The organism is Polaromonas sp. P3_B1 (genome assembly GCF_056402935.1).
This window is the reverse complement of record NZ_JBFUGK010000024.1, coordinates 25,821-50,232: the sequence shown is the minus strand read 5'-3', so window position 1 is coordinate 50,232 and position 24,412 is coordinate 25,821. Positions and strand designations below refer to the sequence as shown.

Annotated in this window: 23 protein-coding genes; 13 read left to right on the top strand and 10 right to left on the bottom strand. The window is 65.8% G+C overall.

Features of this window, described 5'->3' with window-relative positions; all coding sequences use genetic code 11:
• Positions 1-6 precede the first annotated feature (6 nt).
• On the bottom strand, positions 7-2,487 hold the full coding sequence (xdhB, locus tag AC1DXS_RS15095) for a xanthine dehydrogenase molybdopterin binding subunit (protein WP_477738298.1): 2,481 nt from the start codon (positions 2,485-2,487) through the stop codon (positions 7-9).
• A complete protein-coding gene (locus tag AC1DXS_RS15090; RefSeq protein WP_477738297.1) occupies positions 2,484-4,043 on the bottom strand; it encodes a xanthine dehydrogenase small subunit in 1,560 nt (519 codons plus the stop codon). The genes xdhB and AC1DXS_RS15090 overlap by 4 nt, the downstream gene beginning before the upstream one ends.
• A 69-nt stretch (positions 4,044-4,112) precedes the next feature.
• Between AC1DXS_RS15090 and AC1DXS_RS15085 the strand changes: the two genes are divergently transcribed.
• The 6 genes from AC1DXS_RS15085 to AC1DXS_RS15060 all read left to right on the top strand — a co-directional run bounded on the left by AC1DXS_RS15085 (position 4,113) and on the right by AC1DXS_RS15060 (position 11,142).
• Positions 4,113-5,045 (top strand): LysR family transcriptional regulator, encoded by a 933-nt coding sequence (locus tag AC1DXS_RS15085; RefSeq protein WP_477738296.1) that lies wholly within the window; start codon positions 4,113-4,115, stop codon positions 5,043-5,045.
• Between the two features lie 83 nt (positions 5,046-5,128).
• Positions 5,129-6,688, top strand: coding sequence for an ABC transporter ATP-binding protein (locus tag AC1DXS_RS15080; RefSeq protein ID WP_477738295.1), 1,560 nt, complete (start codon positions 5,129-5,131; stop codon positions 6,686-6,688).
• Positions 6,675-7,787, top strand: a complete 1,113-nt coding sequence (locus AC1DXS_RS15075; protein WP_477738294.1) for an ABC transporter permease — start codon at positions 6,675-6,677, stop codon at positions 7,785-7,787. The genes AC1DXS_RS15080 and AC1DXS_RS15075 overlap by 14 nt, the downstream gene beginning before the upstream one ends.
• Positions 7,787-8,707, top strand: coding sequence for an ABC transporter permease (locus AC1DXS_RS15070; protein ID WP_477738293.1), 921 nt, complete (start codon positions 7,787-7,789; stop codon positions 8,705-8,707). The genes AC1DXS_RS15075 and AC1DXS_RS15070 overlap by 1 nt, the downstream gene beginning before the upstream one ends.
• 78 nt (positions 8,708-8,785) lie before the next feature.
• Complete coding sequence (locus tag AC1DXS_RS15065; RefSeq protein WP_477738292.1) at positions 8,786-9,943, top strand: BMP family ABC transporter substrate-binding protein; 1,158 nt, start codon at positions 8,786-8,788, stop codon at positions 9,941-9,943.
• A 158-nt stretch (positions 9,944-10,101) separates the two neighbouring features.
• Positions 10,102-11,142 (top strand): adenosine deaminase, encoded by a 1,041-nt coding sequence (locus AC1DXS_RS15060; RefSeq protein WP_477738328.1) that lies wholly within the window; start codon positions 10,102-10,104, stop codon positions 11,140-11,142.
• Here the strand turns inward: AC1DXS_RS15060 and AC1DXS_RS15055 are convergent.
• Entirely contained in the window at positions 11,100-12,410 is a 1,311-nt protein-coding gene (locus tag AC1DXS_RS15055) for an MFS transporter (protein ID WP_477738291.1), read from the bottom strand. The genes AC1DXS_RS15060 and AC1DXS_RS15055 overlap by 43 nt on opposite strands.
• Before the next feature lie 135 nt (positions 12,411-12,545).
• Here AC1DXS_RS15055 and AC1DXS_RS15050 point away from each other — a divergent pair, with 135 nt between their 5' ends.
• Both AC1DXS_RS15050 and AC1DXS_RS15045 read left to right on the top strand, forming a co-directional pair.
• Positions 12,546-13,520 carry a LysR substrate-binding domain-containing protein gene (locus AC1DXS_RS15050; RefSeq protein WP_477738290.1) on the top strand — a complete coding sequence of 325 codons (975 nt, stop codon included), beginning with the start codon at positions 12,546-12,548 and terminating at the stop codon, positions 13,518-13,520.
• A gap of 102 nt (positions 13,521-13,622) precedes the next feature.
• Positions 13,623-14,915 (top strand): YbfB/YjiJ family MFS transporter, encoded by a 1,293-nt coding sequence (locus AC1DXS_RS15045; RefSeq protein WP_477738289.1) that lies wholly within the window; start codon positions 13,623-13,625, stop codon positions 14,913-14,915.
• 11 nt (positions 14,916-14,926) lie between these two features.
• Here AC1DXS_RS15045 and AC1DXS_RS15040 read toward each other — a convergent pair whose 3' ends face one another.
• The gene (locus AC1DXS_RS15040) at positions 14,927-15,331 is read right to left on the bottom strand and encodes a tautomerase family protein (RefSeq protein ID WP_477738288.1); all 405 of its coding nucleotides are present in this window, start codon (positions 15,329-15,331) and stop codon (positions 14,927-14,929) included.
• A 130-nt stretch (positions 15,332-15,461) separates the two neighbouring features.
• On the opposite strand from AC1DXS_RS15040, the gene AC1DXS_RS15035 reads away from it, so the two are divergent.
• From AC1DXS_RS15035 to guaD, 5 genes are all read left to right on the top strand, one after another.
• On the top strand, positions 15,462-16,346 hold the full coding sequence (locus tag AC1DXS_RS15035; protein ID WP_477738287.1) for a LysR substrate-binding domain-containing protein: 885 nt from the start codon (positions 15,462-15,464) through the stop codon (positions 16,344-16,346).
• A 127-nt stretch (positions 16,347-16,473) separates the two neighbouring features.
• Positions 16,474-16,611 carry a hypothetical protein gene (locus AC1DXS_RS15030; RefSeq protein ID WP_477738286.1) on the top strand — a complete coding sequence of 46 codons (138 nt, stop codon included), beginning with the start codon at positions 16,474-16,476 and terminating at the stop codon, positions 16,609-16,611.
• Positions 16,608-17,243, top strand: coding sequence for a 7-carboxy-7-deazaguanine synthase (gene queE, locus AC1DXS_RS15025; RefSeq protein WP_477738285.1), 636 nt, complete (start codon positions 16,608-16,610; stop codon positions 17,241-17,243). Before AC1DXS_RS15030 ends, queE begins: the two co-directional genes overlap by 4 nt.
• 23 nt (positions 17,244-17,266) lie before the next feature.
• Positions 17,267-17,629, top strand: coding sequence for a 6-pyruvoyl trahydropterin synthase family protein (locus AC1DXS_RS15020; protein WP_477713129.1), 363 nt, complete (start codon positions 17,267-17,269; stop codon positions 17,627-17,629).
• A gap of 57 nt (positions 17,630-17,686) precedes the next feature.
• A complete protein-coding gene (gene guaD, locus AC1DXS_RS15015) occupies positions 17,687-18,973 on the top strand; it encodes a guanine deaminase (RefSeq protein WP_477738284.1) in 1,287 nt (428 codons plus the stop codon).
• 16 nt (positions 18,974-18,989) lie between these two features.
• Here guaD and AC1DXS_RS15010 read toward each other — a convergent pair whose 3' ends face one another.
• From AC1DXS_RS15010 to urtC, 6 genes are read right to left on the bottom strand one after another with little or no spacing between them, the layout of a single operon-like run.
• Positions 18,990-20,027, bottom strand: coding sequence for an aliphatic amidase (locus tag AC1DXS_RS15010; protein WP_477738283.1), 1,038 nt, complete (start codon positions 20,025-20,027; stop codon positions 18,990-18,992).
• A gap of 25 nt (positions 20,028-20,052) precedes the next feature.
• The gene (locus tag AC1DXS_RS15005) at positions 20,053-20,394 is read right to left on the bottom strand and encodes a zinc ribbon domain-containing protein (protein WP_477738282.1); all 342 of its coding nucleotides are present in this window, start codon (positions 20,392-20,394) and stop codon (positions 20,053-20,055) included.
• A gap of 29 nt (positions 20,395-20,423) precedes the next feature.
• A complete protein-coding gene (fmdA, locus tag AC1DXS_RS15000) occupies positions 20,424-21,653 on the bottom strand; it encodes a formamidase (RefSeq protein ID WP_477738281.1) in 1,230 nt (409 codons plus the stop codon).
• Positions 21,654-21,699: 46 nt separating this feature from the next.
• Positions 21,700-22,389, bottom strand: coding sequence for an urea ABC transporter ATP-binding subunit UrtE (urtE, locus tag AC1DXS_RS14995; protein ID WP_477738280.1), 690 nt, complete (start codon positions 22,387-22,389; stop codon positions 21,700-21,702).
• A gap of 25 nt (positions 22,390-22,414) precedes the next feature.
• Positions 22,415-23,158, bottom strand: a complete 744-nt coding sequence (urtD, locus tag AC1DXS_RS14990) for an urea ABC transporter ATP-binding protein UrtD (RefSeq protein ID WP_477713130.1) — start codon at positions 23,156-23,158, stop codon at positions 22,415-22,417.
• 34 nt (positions 23,159-23,192) lie between these two features.
• Entirely contained in the window at positions 23,193-24,380 is a 1,188-nt protein-coding gene (urtC, locus tag AC1DXS_RS14985; protein ID WP_477738279.1) for an urea ABC transporter permease subunit UrtC, read from the bottom strand.
• Between the last annotated feature and the right edge of the window lie 32 nt (positions 24,381-24,412).

The following is a 24,412-nucleotide window of genomic DNA, read 5'->3' as shown; positions in this document are numbered from 1 at the left end:
CGGTGCTCAGGGCCTGCCTAGCGCCTCGAGCACATGCTCTGGCGTGGCCGGCGCTTCGAGTACGACGACTTGGCTCGGCCGCGCGGAGGCGATCGCATCGCGCATCGCCTCATACACGCTGATCGCCAGCATCAGCGGCGGCTCGCCCACGGCCTTGCTGCCGAAGACGTTGTCTTCGCGATTGGGTTCAGGCCACAGGGCTATGTTGAAGTGTTCGGGCACGTCGCCGGTCGCGGGGATTTTGTAGGTGCTGGGTGCGTGGGTGGTCAAGAGGCCTTTGTCGTTCCACACCAGCTGTTCAGTCGTGAGCCAGCCCATGCCCTGGATAAAGCCGCCCTCGATCTGGCCTATGTCGATCGCCGGGTTGATGCTGGTGCCCACGTCGTGCAGGATGTCGACCTTGAGCACGCGGCTTTCGCCGGTCAAGGTGTCTATGGCGACCTCAGTGCAGGCCGCGCCGTAGGCGAAGTAATAGAACGGCCGGCCGGTGAGGGTGGTTTTGTCGTAGTGGATTTTGGGGGTGCGGTAAAAGCCGTCGCTCCACAGCTGGATGCGGTTGGCATAGGCCAGTTTCACGACTTCGGTAAAAGGCCGCGCGCCTGCCGGTGTGACGACCTCGCCGTTTTCAAATTGCACGGCGCCTGCGCCGCAGCGGTCCAAGCCGGCGACGAACTGCGCGAGGTTGTCGTGCACATTGCGGGCCGCGTACTGCGCCGCGCGCGCATTGAGGTCGGTGCCGGCCGAGGCGGCGGTGGCCGAGGCATTGGGGACCTTGCTGGTGTCGCTGGCCGTGGCCAGCACCTGGGCCAGCGGCACGCCGAGTTCATCGGCCACGATTTGTGCGACCTTGGTGTTCAGGCCCTGGCCCATTTCGGTGCCGCCGTGATTGACCTGCACGCTGCCGTCTGTGTAGACATGCACCAGCGCGCCGGCCTGGTTGAACAGCGTGGCGGTGAAGGAGATGCCGAACTTGACGGGGGTGAGGGCGATGCCGCGCTGGATGACTTCGCTTTTGGCATTCCAGGCGGCGATGGCCCGGCGGCGTTGCCGGTAGTGCGAGGTCTGCTCCAGCTTGGCCAGCAGCGGTTCGAGGATGTTGTCCTCGACCTTCATCTGGTAATGGGTCACGTTTCGGCGAGGGGCTTCGACAGGCTCAGCCCGAACGGTGGCTTTATTTTCCGCGTGTGGAAGGGACGAGGGGTTTGCCAGCTCATCGCTGTAGAGGTTGCGCCTGCGCACGTCCAGCGGGTCCAGGCCCAGGGTGCGAGCGATGTCGCCCATGATGGTTTCGATGACGATCATGCCCTGCGGGCCGCCGAAACCGCGGAAGGCGGTGTTGCTTTGTGTGTTGGTTTTGCAGCGGTAAGAGGCGATCTCCACGTCCTCGAGGAAATAGGCGTTGTCGGCGTGGAAGACCGCGCGGTCGGCCACCGGGCCCGAGAGGTCGGCGCTGAAGCCGCAGTTGACCGCCATCATGAGCTTGAGGCCGGTGAGGCGGCCGGTGTCGTCAAAGCCCACGTCGTACTCGTAAGCAAACGGGTGACGCTTGCCGGTGACCATGAAGTCGTCGTCGCGGTCCAGCCGCAGCTTGACGGGGCTGTGCAGCTTGTGCGCGGCAATCGCGGCCCAGACGGCCATCTGGCCCGACTGGGTTTCCTTGCCGCCAAAGCCGCCGCCCATGCGCCTGCACTCCACGCGCACCGCATGGTTGGCAATGCCCAGCGCGTGCGACACCCAGTGCTGGATCTCACCGGGGTGCTGGGTGCTGGAATAGACCAGCCACTGTTGCTGCTCCTGCGGCACGACGTAGGCGACCTGGCCCTCGAGGTAAAAGTGTTCCTGGCCACCGACTTCCAGCATGCCCTGCAGCCTGTGGGCGGCTTTTTGCAGCGCGGCGGCCGCGTCGCCGCGTTTCACAAACACCGGCGGCAGCACATAACTTTGGGCCTTGAGCGCGTCCTGCACCTTGAGCAGTGCCGGCAAGGGTTCTATGTTGCACACCACCTTGCGCGCGGCGCGGCGCGCCTGCATCACGGTGTCGGCCACCACCACGCCTATGACCTGGCCTATGTGCTGCACCGTGTCTTGCGCGAATACCGGTTCGTCGTGCGAAAAATTGCCCAGCACAGGGTCGCCGGGAATGTCGCGCGCGAGGATCACATCACGCACACCGGGCATGGCCAGGGCTGCGGCCGTGTCAACGCCCAGCAGCTTTCCATGCGCGACGGTCGACAGGATGGGTGCGGCATGCAGCGTGCCGCGCAGTTCGGGAATGTCGTCGACATAGGTGGCGGCGCCCGCCACCTGCGCGCGCGCGCTTTCATGCGGCGTGGAGCGGCCGGCCGCGCGTGCGCCGGCGGGCTGGCGAGCCAGCGACTGCTTTTGGGCCGGGTCGGCGGGCGGCATGCTGTCGGCGCGGGCATTGGCCGTGCGTACCTCGGGGTCGGCCACTACATCGCGGCTGACGGACATGTCCTTGGCATTCATGTGGCCTCCTCCAGCCGGAAGGAGGCCAGGTTGATCTGCTGCAGGCCCTGGCTTTCGAGCCAGTAGCGCTGCAGCAAATTGCCCAGCACCTCGCTGCGGTAGGCGGCCGAGGCCCGCATGTCGGAGATGGGCGAGAACTCGGCGCGCAGGGTGGCCATGGCCTGGCGCACGGTGGCCTGGGTCCAGGGCTGGCCTGTCAGTGCCGCTTCGGTTTGCACGGCGCGCACCGGTGTCGCGGCCACGCCGCCTGCGCCTATGGATGCGGCGATGACTTTGCCGTCTTCAATCTGCAGGTTGATCGCCAGGCAGACGGCGGAAATATCGTCGTCGTAGCGCTTGGAGATTTTGTAGACCCGTAGCCGTTCCGGCCCCTCACCCCAGCCCTCTCCCCAGAGGGGCGAGGGAGCAATACCGGTTTTCTCTTCAGTCCCCTCTCCCCCTGGGAGAGGGTTAGGGTGAGGGCCACCCGGCCTTGGCACCTTCACCCAGGCCAGCACCTCATCCGCAGCCATCACATTCTTTCGATACCCGGTGTAAAGCTTCTCGATAGGCATCTCGCGATGCCCACGCACACTCATGAGCACCACGTTCGCATTCAAGGCAATCAGCAGCGGCATGGAGTCGCCAATCGGCGAGCCATTGGCGACATTGCCGCCCAGGGTGCCCGAGTTGCGCACCGGCAGGCCGGCAAAGCGGGTCGCGAAGTTGTGCAGCTGCGGGCGGTCTTGCACCAGCGCAGCATAGGCATCGGCCAGTGTCACGGCCGCGCCTATGGCGATGTGATGCGGGTAGTGTTCAACACGCCGCAGCTCTTCCACCTTGGTGACGTCAATCACCTGGCCGAATTCCATGTGCATTTTGGTGACCCAGAGGCCGACGTCGGTGCAGCCGGCGACCAGCTGGGCGCCGGGTTGTTCAGCGCGGGCCTGCAGCAGGCCAGCCAGGGTGCGCGGGGCCAGGTAGGCCGATTCGGTCACGCCGGGTTCGGTGCGCAAGGAGTTGAGCTGATGCAGCAGGGCGCTTTCATCCACCTTCACGGGCGGCAGCGCCGCCATGGCCTGCGCGGCATCCAGGATGGGCCGGTAGCCGGTGCAGCGGCAGAGATTGCCTGAGAGTTCTTCCTGCGCGAGCTCCCGGCTGATGGGCTCACCCTTGCAAACGTGGTTTTGGTACATGCCGAACAGGCTCATCACAAAACCAGGAGTGCAGAAGCCGCATTGGGAACCATGCTGATCGACCATGGCTTGCTGGGCCGGATGCAAGGCGCCGTCTTGCGCCAGGTCCTCCACGGTCCACAAGGCCATGCCGTCCACCGAATGCGCCAGCCGAATGCAGCTGTTGATGGTGCGGTACTGGACCTGCCCGCCGGCCGCCTCGCCCAGCACCACGGTGCAGGCGCCGCAGTCACCTTCGCCGCAGCCTTCCTTGGTGCCGGTGCAGGCCAGGTCCTCGCGCAGCAAGTCCAGCAGGGTGCGGCTGGGTGGTACATTGCTGACGGACACAACCTCGCCCCGCCTGATGAAGCGGATGGGTCTGGAAAAAGGTGGGACAGCCATGCTTCAGGTTAAACATTCGCGCCGCGCCCGGCATATCAAAGCCCGTATCAGGCGCATGGGTGAAAAGGTATGAAAGACCAGGCGCTTTTCGACAAGATAGACCTCCATCTCATCAGGGTCTTGAATACCGTGCTTACTGAACGCAGCGTATCACGCGCCGCCATCCGATTGGGGATGTACCAGCCCGCCGTCAGCGCGGCGCTCAAGCGCCTGCGCGTGCTGGCCGGCGACCCCATCCTGGTGCGCTCGGGCGCGGGCATGGTGCCCACCGATGCCGGCCTGCGCATGATTGAGCCCTCGGCCAGCATCCTGCGCGCGGCCGGCATGTTGTTCAGCGACGCCCGTGGCTTTGACCCGGCCACGGCCGACGTCACCTTTCGCCTGGCGGCCAGCGATTACCTGGACCCGCTATTCCTGCCGCAGCTGGTGGCGCAGGTGAAAACGCAGGCGCCGCGCTGCCGCATCGAGATCCAGCCGCTGTCGGCCGACTCCGACTACCGCGCGCAGCTGGCCCAGGGCCAGGCCGATATCGTGATCGGCAACTGGGCCGCGCCACCCGACGACCTGCACATGGCGCGGCTCTTCGGCGACGAGGTGGTGTGCCTGGTGGCCAAAGACCACCCCGCCGTGCGCCGCGGCTGGGACACCGCGAGCTGGCTGGAAGCCGAACACATCGCGCCCTCGGCGCTGCACCCAGGCGCCAAGGGCGTGATCGACGAGCACCTGGACACGCTGGGCCTGGTGCGCAACATCACGGTGCGCTGCCCGCATTTCGGCCTGATGCCGTCCATGGTGGCATCAAGCTTGCTGGTGATGACCACGGGCCGCCAGTATTGCGAACGTTTTGCCGCCATCCTGCCGGTCGCCATACTGCCCAGCCCGGTGGCGTTCCCGCGGATGATGTATTACCAGCTCTGGCATGAACGTACCCATGCCTCGAATGCCGCGAAGTGGTTGCGCGAGAGGGTCAAGTCCGTGGCGTCCGCGCTGCGAAAAGAATGACTGTGCGCTTTGGCCCGGCGCTGGCGGCGGGCCCGGCTCTCTAGAATACCGACGACCCAAGAAAAAACGGACACCACGAGACAATGAGCGCAGCACCGCCCCCCACCGATAGCCCCTCAGGGCCGCCCCCGCGGCTGCGGCTTGAGGGCATCAGCAAAAGTTATCCAGGCGTGCTGGCCAACAGCGGCGTCTCGCTGTCCGTGCGGCCGGGCGAGATCCACGCCGTGCTCGGCGAGAACGGCGCCGGCAAATCCACGCTGATGAAAATCATCTACGGCGCCGTCAGGCCAGACGCCGGCACCGTGGCCATGGACGGCCAGAGCGTGACGGTGCGCAACCCCCACGAGGCGAGGGCGCTGGGCATCAGCATGGTGTTCCAGCATTTCAGCCTGTTCGACACGCTCACGGTGGCCGAAAACGTCTGGCTGGGGCTGGACAAACACCTGAGCCTGGCGGAGGTATCGGCCCGCATCGTGCAGACCACCCAGGCTTACGGCCTGCAACTGGACCCGGCGCGGCCGGTGCACACGCTCAGCGTGGGCGAGCGCCAGCGCGTGGAGATCGTGCGCGCGCTGCTCACAAATCCCCGGCTGCTGATTCTCGACGAGCCAACCTCGGTGCTGACGCCGCAGGCGGTCGAAAACCTGTTTGTCACCTTGCGCCAGCTGGCCGCGCAGGGCTGCAGCATCCTCTACATCAGCCACAAGCTGCATGAAATCCGGGCGCTGTGCACCGCCTGCACCGTGCTGCGCGGCGGCAAGGTCTCGGGCGAATGCGACCCGCGCCAGGAGTCGAATGCCTCGCTGAGCCGCCTCATGATTGGTGCCGAGCCCCCTGCGCTGGAACACCGCGAACTTCACGCCGGCGCTGTGGTGCTGGAGGTGAAGCAGCTGGATCTGCCCAAGGAAGAACAGTTCGGCGTGGACCTGCACCAGGTGGCGCTGCAAGTGCGGGCCGGCGAGGTGGTCGGCATTGCCGGCGTCTCGGGCAACGGCCAGAAGGAGTTGCTGTACGCGCTCTCGGGCGAAGACACCCGCGCCGCCGGCGACGCGATTGTGGTCAAGGGCCAGGCCGTGGGCAAGCTGGGGCCGCACCGGCGCCGCGCGCTGGGCCTGCATTTTGTGCCCGAGGAACGCCTGGGCCGCGGCGCCGTGCCAACGCTCTCGCTGGCGCGCAACCTGCTGCTCACGCGCAAGGAGTCGGTCGCCAGCAACGGCTGGCTGAACCGTGGCGCGCTGCAGGCGCAGGCCGAACGCATCATCGCTGCCTACAAGGTCAAGTCGGGCGGGCCGCAGGCCGTGGCCAAGTCGCTGTCGGGCGGCAACCTGCAAAAATTCATCATGGGCCGCGAGATCGACGCCAAGCCCGCGCTGCTCATCGTCTCGCAGCCGACCTGGGGCGTGGACGTGGGTGCGGCCACGCAGATACGCGGCGAGCTGCTCAAGCTGCGCGATGCCGGCTGTGCGGTGCTGGTCGTCAGCGAAGAGCTTGAAGAGCTGTTCGACATCTGCGACCGGCTGTATGTGATGGCCAAGGGCCAGCTCTCGCCCTCGCTGCCGCGCGCCGACGCCACGGTGGAGCGCGTGGGCCAGTGGATGAGCGGCCTCTGGTCGCAGACGGAGGTGGCCCATGGCGCAGCTTGAAGTCCGCCCCCAGCCGTCCGCCTTCTGGAGCTACGCCTCGCCGCTGCTGGCCCTGCTGATCACCGTGCTGATCGGCGTGGCGCTGTTCGTGGCGCTAGGCAAGGACCCGGTCAAGGGCTTGCAGGTGTTTTTCTGGGAACCGATCAAGTCGCCGTATGCCATCGGCGAGCTGCTGGTCAAGGCCACGCCGCTGCTCATCATCGCGCTGGGGTTGGCCGTGTGCTTTCGCTCCAATGTCTGGAACATAGGCGCCGAAGGCCAGTTCGTCATGGGCGCCATCGCGGCCGGCGGCATCGCGCTGCTGGCGGAAAAAACCACGGGCCCCTGGATTGTTCCGGCCATCCTGCTGGCAGGCATTGCGGGCGGCATGGCCTGGGCCGGCCTCACGGCCCTGCTGCGCGACCGCTTCAACGCCAATGAAATCCTGGTCAGCCTGATGCTGGTCTATGTGGCCGACATGGTGCTCAACTTCCTGGTCTTCGGGCCCTGGAAGGATCCCAACGGCTACAACTTCCCGCAGACCAAGACCTTTGAGGCCGTGACGCAGATTCCGCGGCTCATGCAGGGCTCGCGCGTGAACATCGGCATCATCCTGGCGCTGCTGGGTGTGGCCGGGCTGTGGCTGTTTCTGTTCCGCACCTATGCGGGTTTCCGGCATGAAGTGAGCGGCCTGGCGCCCGCGGCCGCGCGCTACGCCGGTTTTTCGTCGCGCCGCGCGCTGTGGCTGGCCCTGCTGACCTCGGGCGCCGCCGCGGGCCTGGCCGGCGCGCTGGAGGTGGCCGGCCCCATAGGCCAGCTCACGCCCTATGTGCCGGCGGGCTACGGCTTTGCCGCCATCATCGTGGCCTTTGTGGGGCGGCTGCACCCGGTGGGCGTGGTGTTCTCGGCCATCCTGATGAGCATGTTTTACATAGGCGGCGAACTCGCGCAGTCGCGCCTGGGCCTGCCCAAGTCCATCACCGGCGTGTTCCAGGGCCTGCTGCTGTTCAGCCTGCTGGCCTGCGACACCCTGATCGCCTACCGCCTGAGGCTGGCCAAGCCCATCACCATGCCGGTGGCCACGCCGCCGTCTTCCGAAGTGCTGAAAGGAGCCGAGTGATGGATTCCACCGCGCTGCTGATCGCCGCGACGCTGAGCGCCGGCACCGTGCTGGCCATCGCGGCCCTGGGCCTGCTCATCAATGAAAAAGCCGGCATCGTCAACCTGGGCGCCGAAGGCATGATGCTGTGCGCCGCGATTGCCGGCTTTGCCACGGTGGTGCACACCGGCAACAGCTGGCTGGGTTTTGCGGCCGGCATGGCGGCCGGAGCCTTCCTGGCGGCCATCTTCGGCGTGCTGGTGATCTGGCTCAACACCAACCAGTACGCGACCGGCCTGGCGCTGAGCCTCTTCGGCGCGGGCTTCTCGGCCTTTGCCGGCATCAAGTACGTGCAGGAAAAGCTGCCCGAGCAGGCGCAGTACCCGATTCCCTTCCTGGCCGACGTTCCGCTGCTGGGCCCGGCGCTGTTTCGCCAGCACCCCATGGTCTATATCGCGATGGCGTTGACGGCCGGGCTGATCTGGTTTTTGTACCGCACCCGCGCCGGCCTGGTGCTACGCTCCGTCGGCGAAAGCCCAGAATCGGCGCATGCGCTGGGCTACCCGGTGCGGCGCATACGGCTGGCCGCCGTGGTGGCCGGCGGCGCGCTCTGCGGCCTGGCCGGCGCCTATGTGTCGGTGGCCTACACGCCGCTGTGGGTCGAGGGCATGATCGCCGGCAAGGGCTGGATCGCACTGGCGCTCACCACCTTCGCCACCTGGCGCCCGGCACGGGTGTTGCTTGGGGCCTACCTGTTCGGCGGGGTGACCATGCTGCAATTCCATCTGCAAAGCCTGGGCGTGAACGTGCCCACGCAGTTTTTGAGCATGCTGCCCTACCTGGCCACCATCGTGGTACTGGTGCTGATTTCGCGCAACCCGCTGTGGATTCGCGTCAACATGCCCAGCTCCATCGGCAAGCCGTTTTACCCCGGCGCCTGAGGTTTCGTCCCATAATTGCTTTTTTTCCGCCGTACCTGTTTTACTTTCTTCACCTTCCTTCCACGAAAGCGAGATGACATGACTGACCTGCAAAAACGTTCCCTGCTCAAGCTGGCGGCCTTGTCCGCAGTGGCTGCGGCGGCCCTGGTGGGTTGCGGCAAAAAGGAAGAAGCCGCTCCTGCGGCCCCTGCCGCGGCGCCCGCGGCTTCGGCGCCCGCCGCCAAGGCTGAGCCCCTGAAAATCGCATTCGCCTACGTCGGCCCGGTGGGCGACGGCGGCTGGACCTATGCGCACGACAACGGCCGCAAGGCGGTGCAGCAAGCCTACGGCGACAAGGTCGTCACCAGCTTTGTCGAAAAAGTGCCCGAGTCGGCCGACGCCGAACGCGTGATCCGCGACATGGCGGCCCAGGGCAACAAGCTGATCTTCGGCACCACCTTCGGCTACATGGAGCCCATGCTCAAGGTCGCCGGCGACACCAAGGACGTCAAGTTCGAGCACGCCACCGGCTACAAGCAGGCCGACAACATGCGCACCTATGACAGCCGCACCTACGAAGGCGCCTACATGGCCGGCGTGATTGCGGGCAAGATGAGCAAGACCGGCACGCTGGGCGTAGTCGGCTCGGTGCCGATTCCCGAAGTCGTGCGCAACATCAACAGCTTCACGCTGGGCGCGCAGTCGGTCAACCCCAAGGTCAAGACCAAGGTGGTGTGGGTCAACGAGTGGTTCAACCCGCCCAAGGAAACCGAAGCCGCCACGGCCCTCATCAACGGCGGCGCCGACGTGCTGTTCCAGAACACCGATTCCTCCGCCGTGCTGCAGACCGCCGAAAAAATGGGCAAACGCGCTTTCGGCTGGGACTCCGACATGACCGCCTACGGCCCCAAGGCCCACCTGGCCTCGGCCGTGATCAACTGGGGCCCTTATTACGTGAAGGCCGTGGGTGAGGCGCTGGAAGGCAAATGGACCGGCAACACCGCCTCCTGGTGGGGCGTCAAGGAAGGCGCGATAGACATCGTCTCCATCGCCGCCGACGTGCCGGACGACACCAAAAAACGCATCGATGAAGTCAAGGCCGGCCTGAAGGACGGCAGCTTCGCTATCTGGAAAGGCCCGATTACCGACAACACCGGCAAGGAACTGCTGGCCAAAGACGTGGTGGCCGACGACAAATTCCTGGGCGGCCTGAAGACTTACGTCAAGGGCGTTGAGGGCAAGGTTCCAGGTAATTAACTCCCTCCCCCTCTGGGGGAGGGCAGGGGTGGGGGCCGGGGCGCTTGCAATGCCAATGCGTATGCCACGGCACTGGCCCCCATCCCAACCTTCCCCCAGCGGGGGAAGGAGTCATACGCTGCTTTCGGGCAGCTTTTTGTTTTTTGGGAGCCGACATGATTTTTTCCGTGAAACCCGTGACCGCGGACCGCCTGCCCGAGCTGCTCAGGCGCATGCCCAAGGCCGAGCTGCACATGCACATCGAGGGCTCGCTGGAGCCCGAGCTGATCTTCGCGCTGGCAAGCCGCAACAATGTCTCGATTCCCTACGCCAGCGTCGAAGAGCTGCGCAGCGCCTACGCCTTCACCAACCTGCAGAGCTTTCTCGATATTTATTACGCCGGCGCCAGTGTGCTGATCACCGAGCAGGATTTCTACGACATGGCCCAGGCCTACCTGCGCAAGGCGGCTGCCGACAATGTCGTGCACACCGAGATGTTTTTCGACCCGCAGACGCACACAGCGCGGGGCGTCAGCATGGCCACCGTCGTCAATGGACTGCACCGCGCCTGCGTGGACGCACAGGCTGAATTCGGTGTCAGCGCCTCGCTGATCCTCTGCTTTTTGCGCCACCTGAGCGAGGAAGACGCGTTTGAGACGCTGGAACAGGCCCTGCCGTTCAGCGATAAATTTATCGGCATAGGCCTGGACTCCGGCGAGGTGGGCAACCCACCCGAGAAATTCGCACGTGTGTTCGCACGTTGCCGCGAACTAGGCTTTCACCTGGTCGCGCATGCCGGCGAAGAAGGCCCGCCCGAATATGTCTGGACGGCGCTGGATGTGCTGAAAGTCGAACGCGTGGACCACGGCGTGCGTTCCAGCCGCGATGCATCGCTGATGCGGCGCCTGGCGCAAGACCGTATTCCACTCACGGTGTGCCCGCTGTCCAACCTCAAGCTCTGCGTGTTCCCAGACCTGGCCAGCCACAACCTGCGCGAGTTGCTGGACGCCGGCCTGGCGGCCACCGTCAACTCGGACGACCCGGCCTATTTCGGCGGCTATATGAACGAGAACTTCACGCAGACCTTTGCGGCCACCGGCATGGATGCGCGCCATGCCTATACCCTGGCGCGCAACAGCTTCGAGGCGAGTTTCATCGATGCCTCGGCCAAGGCGCGTTATGTGGACCGCCTGAACGAAAGCTTTGAGCGATTCAACTGAGGTCCGCGCGCCGGCCGCGGCGCACCGATTGCAAGCAAGGGCAGGGCGATCAGCGCGCACAGGCCTGCCGCCGCCCAGACCACTGCCCAGCCCTGCCAGGCCAATAAGTAGGGAATGCTCAGCGGCGTGACAAAGCAGACCGCGAACACGCTGGTGTTGGCCATGCCCAGTGCCGTGCCCGCACGCCGCGCGCCGGCCAGCGTTGCGAGCTCGGTAAAGGCCACGCCGTGCCAGGCCGATACACAAATCCCGCAGGCCGCGAGCAGCACTGCCAGCGCGATACCCATGGCGGCCGGCACTGCGGTTTGCATCCCGGCCCAGGCTGCCAAGGCGGACAGCACGCCGAACAAGGCAATGGTCAGCACCGTGCAGGCGCGCAAGTAGCCGCGGCGGTTCTGGTGCCTGTCGGTCCAGTGGCCGCTCCAGACACGCATACCCATCGCGCCCACCTGCACGCTGACCATGGCGCTGGTGATCGCGGCCACGCCCCAGTGCGCGAAGTCGTGCAGAAACACCGTGCCGAAGGACAGCACCGCGAACTGCGGCGCGCACAGAATGCCTATGCCCGCCACGATGCGCCAGACGCGCGCGTCGCGCAGCGGGCCGCCGGTCGCGGCGTCCGTCGAGGATGGCGCGGCGGCTGGCGGCGCCGAAGCGGGAGGCGGCTCATGCAGCCATAGCCAGGCGAGTGCGGCCGTGGCCGCGCACAGCAGCGCGAGCAAGGCGTAGATCACCGCAAAGCCCGCATGCAGCGCCAGCCCCGGCAGCAGCAGCGCGCCCAGGCCGCCGCCCAGCGGCACGGCGGTCTGGCGGATGCTCATAGCCAGGCCGCGTTCGCCGCTCTGGAACCAGGACATGATGGCGCGCCCGCTCGCGCCGTTGACGCTGCCGCCCAGCAGGCCCACCAGCAGCAAGCCTGCGGCCAGCCAGGGCAGGCCTGGTATATGGCCGGGCGTGGGCGCCGCGAACAGTGCCATCGCGGCCAGCGCCGCCGCCGTCGCGCCCAGGCCCAGCAGCAGCACGGGTCGATCACCCCAGCGGTCGGCCAGCAGGCCCCAGGGCAGTTCGCTGATCGCGATGCCCAGGCCCATGAGGCCCAGCACCAGGCCCAGCGAGGTGTTGTCGAGCTGGTAGCCCGAACGCATGAAGACGGCCGTCATGGGCAGGCCGCTGAACGCCACGGCAAAACTGGCATTGGCGGCCACGCCAACGCCCAGCACCTTCCAGCGATGCTGCGGGCCGGGGACGGATTGCGGGGAGGAGGGCATGAAGGATTTCCTGGGCGAAGAGTGGGAAAGATGAGAGAGACGGCGCCAGTGTAGAAAGCTAGAATCATTCTGAAAATCAGAAAATATTGAACAAACAATCCCAATAAACAGGACGATCTAATGAGGATGATTTGAATGGCCCAGCCCCTGTTCGAACCCGACGTGTTGCGCACTTTTGCGACCGGCATCGCGCTGGGCAGCTATGCCAAGGCGGCCGACCGGCTGGGGCGTTCCACCTCCGCCGTGAGCGCGCAACTCAAGAAGCTGGAGGCCCAGGCCGACACCCCGCTGTTCCGCAAGGCCGGCCGGGGTCTGGCGCTGACCGACGCGGGCGAAACCCTGCTGGCTTACGCGCACCGCCTGCTGGACCTCAATGAAGAAGCCGCCGCCGCCCTGCGCGGCGCCGACCTACAGGGCTGGGTGCGCCTGGGCTTGCAGGAGGATTTCGGCGAGACCCTGCTGCCCGGCGTGCTGGGCCGCTTCGCGCGTGCCCATCCCAGGGTGCGCATCGAGGCCTGCGTGGCGCGCAGCGCCGAGCTGCGCGAGCGGCTCGCCCTGCGGCAGCTGGACCTGGCCCTGGTCTGGGACGCCGGCGAGAGATCGCCGCTGCCGCACGGCGAGCAACTGCTGGATTTGCCGCTGCAGTGGCTGGGCGCGGCGGCGCAGGGCGATGAGCTTCCCGGCTGGGCCCGTGCGCTGCAGGCCGGCGGGCGGGACGGCGCCTGGCGCGGCGAGGCCTTGCCGCTGGTGCTGCTCGACGCGCCCTGCCCGCTGCGCGACGTCGCCACCGGCGCGCTGGAGCAGGCCGGCATCCCGTGGCGGCATGCTTTTACCAGTGCCAGTCTGGCGGCGCTCTGGGCCGCGGCCGCCGCCGGCTTGGGGCTGACGCTGCGCACCGCCATCGGCGTGCCCGGCAGCTTGCGGGCACTGGCGCCGGCAGCGCACGGCCTGCCCAGGCTACCGCGCATCACGCTGTCGCTGTACCGCGCAGCGGCCGAACCTGAAGCGCCGGTGGCCCAGCTCGCGACGCTGCTGCGGCAGGCGGTGCAGCAGCAGCCCGTGGCCTTGTCCGCGGTGCGCGCAAAGCGCGGGGCCGGTGTTCGCCGCTGAAGATGTCAGCGCGGCTTTAAGCTGGGTTATTCGGCACGGTGCCTGCCTGGGTGAGGGCGCAAACGTATCATCCCCACTGAACCATCAAGCAAGGACCCGGGCATGCCCCTAACGCCGCAGCAACAACAAGATTCGCCACATGCGCCGCACAGTCCCTGGCCCATCGCTCTGGCCGGGCTGGTGGCACTGGCCGTGGCCATGGGCATAGGGCGCTTTGCCTTCACGCCGCTCTTGCCCATGATGCTCAGCGACGGCGTGGTCGACCTGCCCACGGCCAGCTGGCTGGCCAGCGCCAATTACTTCGGCTACATGCTGGGCGCCATCCTGTGCACGCTGCAGCCCTGGCTGTGGGCGCGCTTCAAGGGCCTGCCTTCGCTGGCGTATTCGTCGCTGGTGCGCGCGGGGCTGGTCGCGACGGGTGTGCTCACGCTGGCTATGGGCTGGCATGTGCCGGCCGCGTGGCCGTTTCTGCGTTTTGCGGCGGGTGTGACCAGCGGGGTGGTGTTTGTGTTCACTTCGGGCTGGTGCCTCTCGCAACTCGCCAAACGCGGCGTGCCCGCGATGGGCGGCATCATCTATGTCGGCCCCGGCGCGGGCATTGTGGTGAGTGGCCTCTTTGCCACCGGTATGGTGGCCTGGCACTGGACGGCCGCCACCGGCTGGGTGATTTTTGGTGTGCTGTCTTTTGTGCTGACCGCCGCCGTGTGGCATGTCTTGCGCGGTGGTGACGAGCGCCTCATTCCACTGGCGCCGCGCGCGGCCGCGCAGCCGGGCAGTGCGACGCAGCACCATGGCAATGCCGAGATGACCTTGCTCACGCTGGCCTACGGCCTGGCCGGTTTCGGCTACATCATCACCGCCACCTTTTTGCCGGTGATCGCACGCGCGGCGCTGCCGGGCTCGGCATGGCTGGACATGTTCTGGCCCATCTTCGGCCTCGGCGTGATGCTGGGCGCGTTGCTGGCTACAAGATTGCCACCGGGCAAGGACTTTCGCCTGCTGCTGGCCGGCTGCTACTTTTTGCAGGCCCTGGGCATCGCGGCCAGCCTCTGGAGCCCCAGCCTGGCGGGCTTTGCCATCGGCAGCCTGATGCTGGGCATCCCCTTTACCGCCATCACTTTCTTTGCGATGCAGGAAGTGCGCCGCCTGAAGCCCGCTACGGCCGCGAGCTTCATCGGCTTGCTGACTGCCACCTACGGTGTGGGGCAGATCCTGGGCCCGCCGCTGGTCGCCGTGCTGCTGCGCCACACGCCCAACGCGGGCGCCGGCTTCACGCTGTCGCTGGAGATTGCCGCGGCCACGCTGCTGGTAGGGGCCGTGATGTATCTGTGGATGGCCAGGGCCTATCCGGTGTTGCCGGCGCTGCCGTCCGGCCAGACCGTTGCGGGCAAATAGGGCGCCTGGTTTCAGCCCGGACCGGGCTGCTGCACCAGCGCCATGGCGAACTTGCCGCCGCCCACCGACCAGTCCGAGTAGTCGTTCTCGTGCATGAAGATAAACACATCGTCGGGCGCCACGCTGGCGTTGGCTTTTAAATTGCGCGCGATGGCCGCGTAAAGCGCGCGTTTCATTGCGTCGCTGCGGCCGCGCCGCAGCGTGATCTCGATGACCACCGGCCGCTCCGAGCGTGCCATGCCGTTGAAGGTCGGGTCGAAGAAAAATTGCCCCGCGCCGTAGTCGTTCACCATGTTGAACAGCTCGTCTTCGGGCATGCCTATGCTCTCGACCAGGGCCTGGTGTATGCCCATGACGATGCCTTGCCGGTGCTCGGGGCTGGTGCTCTGGTGGACGTTGGTGCGAATAAAGGGCATGTGATTTTTCCTCAATTGAAGTTGTTGCAGGCCAGCTGCCTGTTTTGCCGGGGTGCTGGGAATTTTGCCGAGGAAGGCTCACCAGGAAAAACGATTTCTTGGCGCATCCTATGTGCAATAAACTCACATCATGAAGCGCCGCCTCCCGCCCTTGAATGCCTTGCGTGCCTTTGAGGCCGCCGCCCGGCTGGGCCGCATGACGGCCGCCGCCGAGGAACTGTCGGTCACGCCGGGCGCCATCAGCCGGCAGGTGCGGCAGCTGGAACAGGCACTGGGCGTGGTGCTGTTCGAGGGCGCCAAAAACAAGCCGCACCTGACGGCCGCCGGTGTCTCGCTGTGGCCGGCGCTGTCCGCCGCGCTGGACCAGATGGAAGCGGCCGTGCGCGAGGTGCGCAGCGGCGAAGCCGGGACGCTGGACGTGTCCTGCTTCAGCACCTTCACCGTCAAATGGCTGATTCCGCGGCTTTACGGCTTCAACGCGCTGCACCCGGATACCGAGGTGCGGCTCAGCGCGGCCGAGCATGCGCCGGACCTGGACCGCGACCGTTACGACCTTGTCATCACGGTGGCCGAGCGCGGCAGCGAAGCCTCGCCCACCTTGCTGCCACTGTTTGTGGAGCGCCTGGGGCCTGTCATGGCGCCCGCGCTGGCGGCCAGGGCGGCTGTGCGCCAGCCCCAGGACCTGGCCGGCCTGCCGCTGCTGCATACCAGCACGCGGCCCGACGCGTGGAGGGAGTGGTGCGAGTCGCGCGGCATTGACCTGGTGGTGCAGGCCGGCCCGGCCTTTGAGCACTATTACTTCACGCTGGAGGCTGCGGTGGGCGGGCTGGGCGTCTGCATCGCGCCCTGGCACCTGGTGATGGACGACCTGCGCGCCGGTCGCCTGGTGGCGCCGCTGGGCTTTGAGGAAAGCGCCTACCAGTACGTGGCCAGGCGCCGTGCCGGGCCGCATGCGCGGCTGGACAGCTTTTGCGGCTGGCTGCAGCAGCAGGCGCGCGAGATGCCTGTGCCTTGAGGTCCGGCCGTGCCTCAAATCCCCTGAAATTCCCCCATCCGGCCTGAACCGGTAAAATCAGGGCCTTCAGCGTGCTGTCCCGGCGCGCCCGCATTGTGTTTTTTCCGGGACCATGTAGAGGACCACCATGTATAAAAACCTCGCGACCCCCGGTCTTTCGGCTTGTGCGGGCGCCTGTTTTATTTCCCCTGTTCAACTTCCTGTTTCGCACCGGCTGATGCCCGCGGCGGGCTGCGGCCATGGCCGCGCGAAAGCCGCGCCATGAGCTACCAGGTCAAGGAAATTTTCTACACGCTGCAGGGCGAGGGCGCCAATGCCGGAAGGCCCGCGGTGTTCTGCCGCTTTGCCGGCTGCAACCTCTGGTCCGGCCGCGAGCAGGACCGCGCCACGGCTATCTGCCGGTTCTGCGACACCGATTTTGTGGGCACCGACGGCACGCTGGGCGGCAAGTTCGCCGATGCCGATGCGCTGGCGAGCCAGATCGAAGCGCAGTGGCCGGCCGGCGATAGCGCGCACCGCTTTGTGGTCATGACGGGCGGCGAGCCGCTGCTGCAGGTCGATGCCGAATTGATTGCGACCCTGCATGCGCGTGGTTTCCAGATCGCGGTCGAGACCAACGGCAGCATCGCCGCGCCCGAAGGCATAGACTGGATTTGCGTAAGCCCCAAGGCCGGCGCCCCCTGGGTGCAGCGCGCGGGCCAGGAGCTCAAAGTGGTGTGGCCCCAGCCGAGCTTTGACCTGGCCGAGCTCGAGGCCGCCGACTTCACGCACCGCTACCTGCAGCCCATGGACAGCCCGCAGCGGCAGCAAAACACCGAAACCTGCATACAGCTGTGTATGGAGCGCCCGGCCTGGCGCCTCAGCCTGCAGACCCACAAAATCACGGGCATCCGATGAAACAAGCATCCCCACACCCCCCCATGCGCTGCGAGATCAGCCAGACTTTTTACTTTGACGCGGCCCACACCCTCAAGCGTGCCATTGAGGCCGAAGGCAGCAAACGTGTGCACGGCCATACCTATAACGCCGAGGTGTTTGTGGCCGGCGAGCCCGATGCGGCCACCGGCATGGTCATGGACCTGGGCCTGGTGCGGCGCGAAATCGCCGTGCTGCGCGAGGAGCTGGACCACCACCTGCTCGACGACGTGAAAGAGCTGGGCCCGCCCACGCTGGAAAACCTTTGCCAGTTCATTTTCCGCAAGCTCGATGCCCGACTGCCTGGGCTGACCTCGGTGCGCGTCTGGCGCGCTTCGCTGGGCGACGGCTGCCGCGTGAGCCGTTGATACCCTTTATCGGGATTTGCATATCGTGGCCCGCATCTGCTGGGGTAACCTAGCCCCATGAAAGCCTACCGCGCCGCCCTCCTGTATTTCACCGGCCCCGCCCAGGCCGCCTACGAGGCCGACGGCCTGCTGGTGGTGGGCCCGGACGCGCAAGGCCGCCAGGTGGTCCAGGCCGCGGGCAGCTACCAGGCGCTGGCGCCGCGTTTTGCCGAGGTGCCCACTGAACACCTGCCGGGCCGCATCATCGCGCCGGGTTTTGTGGACATGCACATCCACTACCCGCAGCTCGACGTGATCGGCTCGCCGGCCGAAGGCCTGCTGCCCTGGCTGGAAAACTACACCTTCCCTGAGGAAAGCCGCTTTGCGGCCGCCGGCCATAGCGCGCAGGCCGCTACTTTTTTCATTGACGAGCTGCTGCGCAACGGCGTGACCACCGCGCTGGCTTTTGCGACCTCGCATCCCGCATCCGTCAATGCGCTGTTCAGCGAAGCGCAAAAGCGCAGCCTGCGCCTGATGACCGGCAAATGCCTGATGGACCAGAATTCGCCCGAGGGCGTGCGCGACGACACCGCGCAAAGCCTCATCGATACCGAAGCCCTGATCCAGCGCTGGCATGGCGTGGACCGGCTCGGTTATGCCATCACGCCGCGTTTTGTGCCCAGCTGCAGCGAAGCCCAGCTGCGCGGCGCCGGCGAGCTGGCCGCCAAATACCCCGACGTCTGGATACAGTCTCACGTCGCCGAGAACAAGGACGAGATCGCCTGGGTGCACCAGCTGTATCCCGAGGCACGCAGCTATTTGAGCGTGTACGAGCAGTTCGGCCTGCTGCGCCCGCGCGCCGTCTATGCCCACTGCATACACATCGACGACGAAGACCGCGCGCTGATGCGCGCCACCGGCACGGCCGCGGCCGTCAGCCCGACCAGCAACCTCTTTCTGGGTAGCGGTTTTTTTGACTACGAGGGCGCCGAGCGCATCGGTTATCCCTACGGCCTGGCCAGCGACGTGGGCGGCGGCACCTCCTTCAGCCCCTTTCACACCATGCTGGCCGCCTATTACGTGGGCCGCGAAGGGCAGACCAAGCCGGGCCTGTCGCTCACGCCGCAGCAGCTGTGGTGGCAGCACACGGCGGGCGCGGCGCGCGCGCTGGGGCTGGAAGGTGTGGTCGGCAACCTGCAGCCCGGCTGCGAAGCCGACTTTGTGGTGCTGAATCCGCAGGCCACGCCGCTGCTGGCGCGCAAGACCGCGCTGGCGGCCAATCTGGGTGAGCTGCTGTTCGCGCTGATCGTGCTGGGCGATGACCGGGTGATTGAGCGCACGGTGATTTCGCAGGCCGCGCCCTAGCGGCGAGCCCGGCTGCTCAGGCGGTCACATTACTCTGGTTCGGAATCCCTTCCATGGGCGCTTCATCCGTGCCAATCGTCGTCCGCGTAAACGACTCCACCTGCTTGCGCGCGGCCTCGGGGTCGCGCAGCCAGTCGGCGTAAAAGCTGAAGGGGCAGGTGGGTGTTCCCTTGTCGCCGTCGCCCGAGTTGATCATGCCGGTATAGCCGCGGTGCAGCAGCTTGAACAAATGGTTTTCCGACTGGCCGTTGCGGCGGAAGTCGCGGATCAGGCTCTTGGACAGGGCCGCGTACTGCACGCCCATTTCCTCCTCACCGCATTCGCCCAGCGTGCGGCCGTCAAAGCCTATCAGCGCCGAATGGCCGAAATAGGAATACACGCCGTCGAAACCCGAGGCATTGGCGACCGCCACATAGGTGTTGTTGGCAAAGGCCATGGCCTTGGAGATCAGGATCTGCTGCTCCTTGGCCGGGTACATATAACCCTGGCAGCGCACGATCAGCTCGGCGCCTTTCATCGCGCAGTCGCGCCAGATCTCCGGGTAGTTGCCGTCGTCGCAGACGATGAGGCTGATCTTCAGGCCCTTGGGACCCTCGCTCACGTAGGTGCGGTCCCCCGGGTACCAGCCCTCGATGGGCACCCAGGGCATGATCTTGCGGTACTTCTGCACGATCTCGCCCTGGTCGTTCATCAGGATCAGCGTGTTGTAGGGCGCTTTGCGCGGGTGTTCCTCGTGGCGCTCGCCGGTCAGCGAGAACACGCCCCAGACCTTGGCGCGGCGGCAGGCGGCCGCGAAGATATCGGTCTCAAAGCCCGGCACCGTGGCGGCGTTCTCATGCATTTCCTTGCTGTCGTACATGATGCCGTGGGTGCTGTACTCGGGAAAGATCACCAGGTCCAGGCCGGGCAGGCCCTTCTTCATGCCTTCGAGCATGCGCGCGATGTTGTTGGCGTTCTCCACCACCTCGGCCCTGGTATGAAGCCTGGGCATCTTGTAGTTGACCACCGCCACGCCGACGGTGTCCTTGCTGCTTGAAATATCGCCGTGAATCATGTCGTGCTCCTTGTGAAGAGTGGCTTCAGTGACTGATCATCCAGGGGCGTTTGCTGGGGAAGGCCTTGTTGCCGTTGGGCGCCGTCAGCGTGGCGCCGCGTTTGCCGCTGGAGCAGCAACCGCAGCCGGCCGGGTGCTTGAGCCGTGCGTAGTCGCCGGAGCGCTTGGGTTCATGCCGCGCGCGCTCGTTGGTGTCCATCGCGCGGCGCGCGCCGTCCTCCATCAGCGCCAGCGCGGGCGCGACGGACAGAATGCGCGCGGCCGGGCCGCCGCAGGACGGGCAGGCTGCGGCCTGGTTGCGCATGGAAACCGAACGCAGCGCGTCAAAGCTGCCGCATTGCGGGCAGTCGTAGTCATAGGTGGGCATGGTGCGGCGCCTTTTCCTTGTCGTTGCAGTCAACTCAGGTCGGGCGACAGCGGCATGCTGATCTTGCCGTCGATGTGCTTGACCGGTCCCGAGGCATTCGGGTTGATGTCGAAGTCGAAGATGCCGGTGGGCAGCCACAGCGTGGCGCAGGAATTCGGCACGTCGACCACGCCGCTGATGTGGCCCTGAACCGGCGCCGTGCCCAGGATGGAATAGGCCTGCGCGCCCGAGTAGCCGAATTTTTTCAGGTATTCGATGGCGTTGAGGCAGGCCTGGCGGTAGGCGACGTTGACGTCCAGGTAGTACTGCTTGCCGGCCTCGTCGACCGAGATGCCTTCAAAGATCAGGTAGTCGTCGTAGCGCGGCGTGATCACGCTGGGCTTGAAGATGGGGTTCTTGATGCCGTACTTGGCCATGCCGCCCTTGATCAGCGTGACCTTCATGTGCACCCAGCCGGCCATCTCGATGGCGCCGCAGAAGGTGATCTCGCCGTCGCCCTGGCTGAAGTGAAGGTCGCCCACCGACAGGCCCGCGCCGTCGACGTAGACCGGGAAGTAGACCTTGGAGCCGCGCGACAGGTCCTTGATGTCGCAGTTGCCGCCGTGCTCGCGCGGCGGCACGGTGCGCGCGCCCTCGGCCGCGGCCTTGTCGCGCGCCGCGCCCGTCATTTTGCCCATGTGGGCCGTGCCGGCCGAAGGCGGGTTGGCCAGACCCGTGCGCGTCGGGTCGCTGTCGATCAGTGCCTGCTCGCGCGTGTTCCACATCTCCAGCATGGCCTTGTCGGGCAGGCAGCCTATCAGGCCGGGGTGGATCAAGCCGGCGAAGTTCACGCCCGGCACATGGCGCGAACTCGTGAACATGCCCTTGAAGTCCCAGATCGACTTTTGCGCTTCGGGGAAATGGTCGGTCAAGAAGCCGCCGCCGTTCTTCTTGCTGAAGAAACCGTTGAAGCCCCAGAGGCTGTCCTGCTTGGCGCCTATGTCCAGCAGGTCCACCACCAGCAGGTCGCCGGGCTGCGCACCCTTGACGCCGACCGGGCCCGAGAGGTAATGCACGGTCGAAAGGTCGATGTCGCGCACGTCGTCGGCGCTGTCGTTGTTCTTGATAAAGCCGCCGGTCCAGTCGAAGGTTTCCAGGATGAAATCATCGCCCGGGTTGACCCAGCAGGCCATGGGGATGTCCGGGTGCCAGCGGTTGTGGATGTTTTCGTTGAGGGTGGGCGACTTCGTCAGGTCAACCTTGATCAGCGTGTCGGTCATGCCATATCTCCTGGTGGTGATGAATAAAAGGAAAAAGAAAGAAAAATCAGACGGAAAGAAACTGCTTGATGCGCGCCGTGTCGGTGCCGGCCCGCGTGCTTTCGTGCACCAGCTGCCCGCCCTCGATGACGAACAGCCGGTCGGCCACGTCCATCGCGAAGCTCAGCACCTGCTCGGACACCACAATCGTGATTTCACGCATCTTCCGAATCTCGTTGAGGGCGCGCGCGATGTCCTTGATGATGGAAGGCTGTATGCCCTCGGTGGGTTCGTCCAGCAGCAGCACCTTGGGGTTGGTCACCAGCGCGCGGGCGATCGCCAGCTGCTGCTGCTGGCCGCCCGAGAGGTTGCCGCCCTTGCGGCCACGCATGTCGAACAGCACCGGGAACAGCGCGTAAATTTCGTCCGGGATCTGTTTGTGTTTCGCGTTTTCCAGGCCGGTCAGGATGTTTTCCTGCACCGTCAGCGTCGGGAAAATCATGCGGCCCTGCGGCACATAGGCCACGCCCTTGGCGACGCGCTGGTAGCTTTCGTCCTTGGAGATATCCAGGCCGTCGACCTCAATCGTGCCGGACTTGAGCGGCAAAATGCCTATCAGCGACTTGAACAGCGTGGTCTTGCCCATGCCGTTGCGGCCCATGATGGCCACGGTTTCATTCCTCTTGGCGCTGAAGGTGATGCCGTGCAGCGCCTCGCTCTGGCCGTAGCTGACGTGGAGGTTGTTGACGTTGAGCATGGTGGTTCCCCTTGATGCGTTGTGCTTAGTGGCCCAGGTACACGTCGATCACGCGCGGATCGGCCTGCACTTTTTCCATGGACCCTTCGGCCAGGATCTTTCCCTGGTGCATGACGGTCACCTTGTCGGCGATGCGCTTGACGAACTCCATGTCGTGCTCGATGACGATCATGGCGCGGCCCTTGCAGATGCGTTTGAGCAGCTCGGCCGTCAGCTCGCGCTCGCGCACGCTCATGCCGGCGATAGGTTCATCCAGCATCAAGAGCTCCGGGTCCTGCATCAGCAGCATGCCGATTTCCAGCCACTGCTTCTGCCCGTGGGAGAGCAGGCCGGCCTCGGTGTCCAGCTGGCCGTCCAGGCCGATCTCGGCGGCCACGGCCTGCACGCGCGCCTTGACCTCTTCGCTGCGCTTGAAGAACAGCGCGCCGAACACGCCGCGCCCGCGCGGGAACGAGACTTCCAGGTTCTGGAACACGCTGAGGTTTTCGTAGATCGAGGGCGTCTGGAACTTGCGGCCTATGCCGGAACGCACGATCTGGTACTCGGGCAGTTTCGTCATCTCGGCGTTCTTGAACTTGATGCGGCCGTGGCTGGCGCGGGTCTTGCCGCAGATCAGGTCCAGCAGCGTGGTCTTGCCCGCGCCGTTGGGGCCAATGATCACGCGCAGCTCGTTCTGGTCGACATAAAGGTTCAGGCTGTCTATGGCCTTGAAGCCGTCGAAGGAGACCGTCAGGTCCTCGACCGACAGCACGAAGTCGTTGGGGGTCATGGCGGGAGCGATCATGGTGGCTTCCTTGGGGAGTTCAGGTTCGCTGACCGCTCAAACCGGCAGGCAGCGAGGGCGTTTCATGGGCCGCGGCCGTTGGGGGCGCCATGGGCGGGGCGGCGGGTGGCGCGACTTTTTCGCGCCGCGCAAAGCGTTTGGCCAGCCAGGGCTTGACGCGCTGGGTGTAGACGCCGGCCAGGCCGTCGGGGAAGGCCAGCACCACGCCCAGGAACATGCCGGCCATCAGGAACAGCCAGAGATCCGGAAAGCTTTCCGAAAAATAGGTCTTGCCGAAATTCACCAGCAGCGCGCCGTAGACCGCGCCCACCAGCGACATGCGTCCACCGACGGCGGCGAAGATCACCATCTCGATGGAGGGCACGATGCCGACCAGCGAAGGCGACATGAATCCCACCTGCAGGGTGAACAGCGCGCCGCCCACGGCCGACAGCATGGCCGCGAAACAGAAGGCGAAGACCCGGAACATGGCCACGTCGTAGCCCGAAAAGCGAACCCGGTCTTCCTTGTCGCGCATGGCCAGCAGCAGCGTGCCCAGCTTGCTTTTCTGTATCCAGGTGCACAGCACGATGGCGCCCAGCAGCAGGCCGGCGCAGAGGAAGTAGAGGATGTACTTGGCGCTGTCGGTGCGCGTGTCCCAGCCCAGGATGGTCTTGAGGTCGGTCATGCCGTTGACGCCGCCGGTGTAGCCCTGCTGGCCGATGATGAGCACCGTGAGGATCAGCGCCACGGCCTGGGTGATGATGGCGAAGTACACCCCGCCCACACGCCGCTTGAACATGGCGTAGCCGATGATGAAGGCCAGCAGCGTGGGCACCACCAGGATCAGCAGCAGCGTGAGCGGGAAGGAGTGGAAGGGCTTCCACCAGATCGGCAGCGCGGTGATCTGGTTCCAGTCCATGAAGTCGGGAATGCCGGGCGTGGACTGGATCTTGGTGGTGATGGGGTCGCTGGCCTCGAGCTTCAAAAACATCGCCATGCCGTAGCCGCCCAGGCCGAAGAACACGCCCTGGCCCAGGCTCAGCACGCCGCCGTAGCCCCACAGCATCACCAGGCCCAGCGCGACGAAGGCGTAGCTCAGGTATTTGCCCACGAGGTTGAGACGGAACAGGTCCAGCGCCAGCGGAAAGGCCACCAGCAGCACCAGGGCCAGCAGGGCGACGTTGCCCAGGCCGTTGCGCGTTATCCATTGCTTGAGGCTGTTCATGAAAAACTCCGGTTGTCTAGATGGGAATGAGG

Coding starts and splice junctions, on each gene's coding strand:
- AC1DXS_RS15040 (WP_477738288.1), bottom strand. CDS start 15,331: ATGCCCTTTATTCGCACCAACGTCCACCAGAGCACCAGCCCCGAGCAC.
- AC1DXS_RS15055 (WP_477738291.1), bottom strand. CDS start 12,410: ATGCCCTCCTCCCCGCAATCCGTCCCCGGCCCGCAGCATCGCTGGAAG.
- AC1DXS_RS15070 (WP_477738293.1), top strand. CDS start 7,787: ATGGATTCCACCGCGCTGCTGATCGCCGCGACGCTGAGCGCCGGCACC.
- queE (WP_477738285.1), top strand. CDS start 16,608: ATGAGCTACCAGGTCAAGGAAATTTTCTACACGCTGCAGGGCGAGGGC.
- fmdA (WP_477738281.1), bottom strand. CDS start 21,653: ATGACCGACACGCTGATCAAGGTTGACCTGACGAAGTCGCCCACCCTC.
- urtD (WP_477713130.1), bottom strand. CDS start 23,158: ATGACCCCCAACGACTTCGTGCTGTCGGTCGAGGACCTGACGGTCTCC.
- AC1DXS_RS15005 (WP_477738282.1), bottom strand. CDS start 20,394: ATGCCCACCTATGACTACGACTGCCCGCAATGCGGCAGCTTTGACGCG.
- AC1DXS_RS15035 (WP_477738287.1), top strand. CDS start 15,462: ATGAAGCGCCGCCTCCCGCCCTTGAATGCCTTGCGTGCCTTTGAGGCC.
- AC1DXS_RS15080 (WP_477738295.1), top strand. CDS start 5,129: ATGAGCGCAGCACCGCCCCCCACCGATAGCCCCTCAGGGCCGCCCCCG.
- guaD (WP_477738284.1), top strand. CDS start 17,687: ATGAAAGCCTACCGCGCCGCCCTCCTGTATTTCACCGGCCCCGCCCAG.
- urtC (WP_477738279.1), bottom strand. CDS start 24,380: ATGAACAGCCTCAAGCAATGGATAACGCGCAACGGCCTGGGCAACGTC.
- AC1DXS_RS15020 (WP_477713129.1), top strand. CDS start 17,267: ATGCGCTGCGAGATCAGCCAGACTTTTTACTTTGACGCGGCCCACACC.
- AC1DXS_RS15065 (WP_477738292.1), top strand. CDS start 8,786: ATGACTGACCTGCAAAAACGTTCCCTGCTCAAGCTGGCGGCCTTGTCC.
- AC1DXS_RS15010 (WP_477738283.1), bottom strand. CDS start 20,027: ATGATTCACGGCGATATTTCAAGCAGCAAGGACACCGTCGGCGTGGCG.
- AC1DXS_RS15050 (WP_477738290.1), top strand. CDS start 12,546: ATGGCCCAGCCCCTGTTCGAACCCGACGTGTTGCGCACTTTTGCGACC.
- AC1DXS_RS15045 (WP_477738289.1), top strand. CDS start 13,623: ATGCCCCTAACGCCGCAGCAACAACAAGATTCGCCACATGCGCCGCAC.
- AC1DXS_RS15090 (WP_477738297.1), bottom strand. CDS start 4,043: ATGGCTGTCCCACCTTTTTCCAGACCCATCCGCTTCATCAGGCGGGGC.
- xdhB (WP_477738298.1), bottom strand. CDS start 2,487: ATGAATGCCAAGGACATGTCCGTCAGCCGCGATGTAGTGGCCGACCCC.
- AC1DXS_RS15085 (WP_477738296.1), top strand. CDS start 4,113: ATGAAAGACCAGGCGCTTTTCGACAAGATAGACCTCCATCTCATCAGG.
- urtE (WP_477738280.1), bottom strand. CDS start 22,389: ATGCTCAACGTCAACAACCTCCACGTCAGCTACGGCCAGAGCGAGGCG.
- AC1DXS_RS15030 (WP_477738286.1), top strand. CDS start 16,474: ATGTATAAAAACCTCGCGACCCCCGGTCTTTCGGCTTGTGCGGGCGCC.
- AC1DXS_RS15075 (WP_477738294.1), top strand. CDS start 6,675: ATGGCGCAGCTTGAAGTCCGCCCCCAGCCGTCCGCCTTCTGGAGCTAC.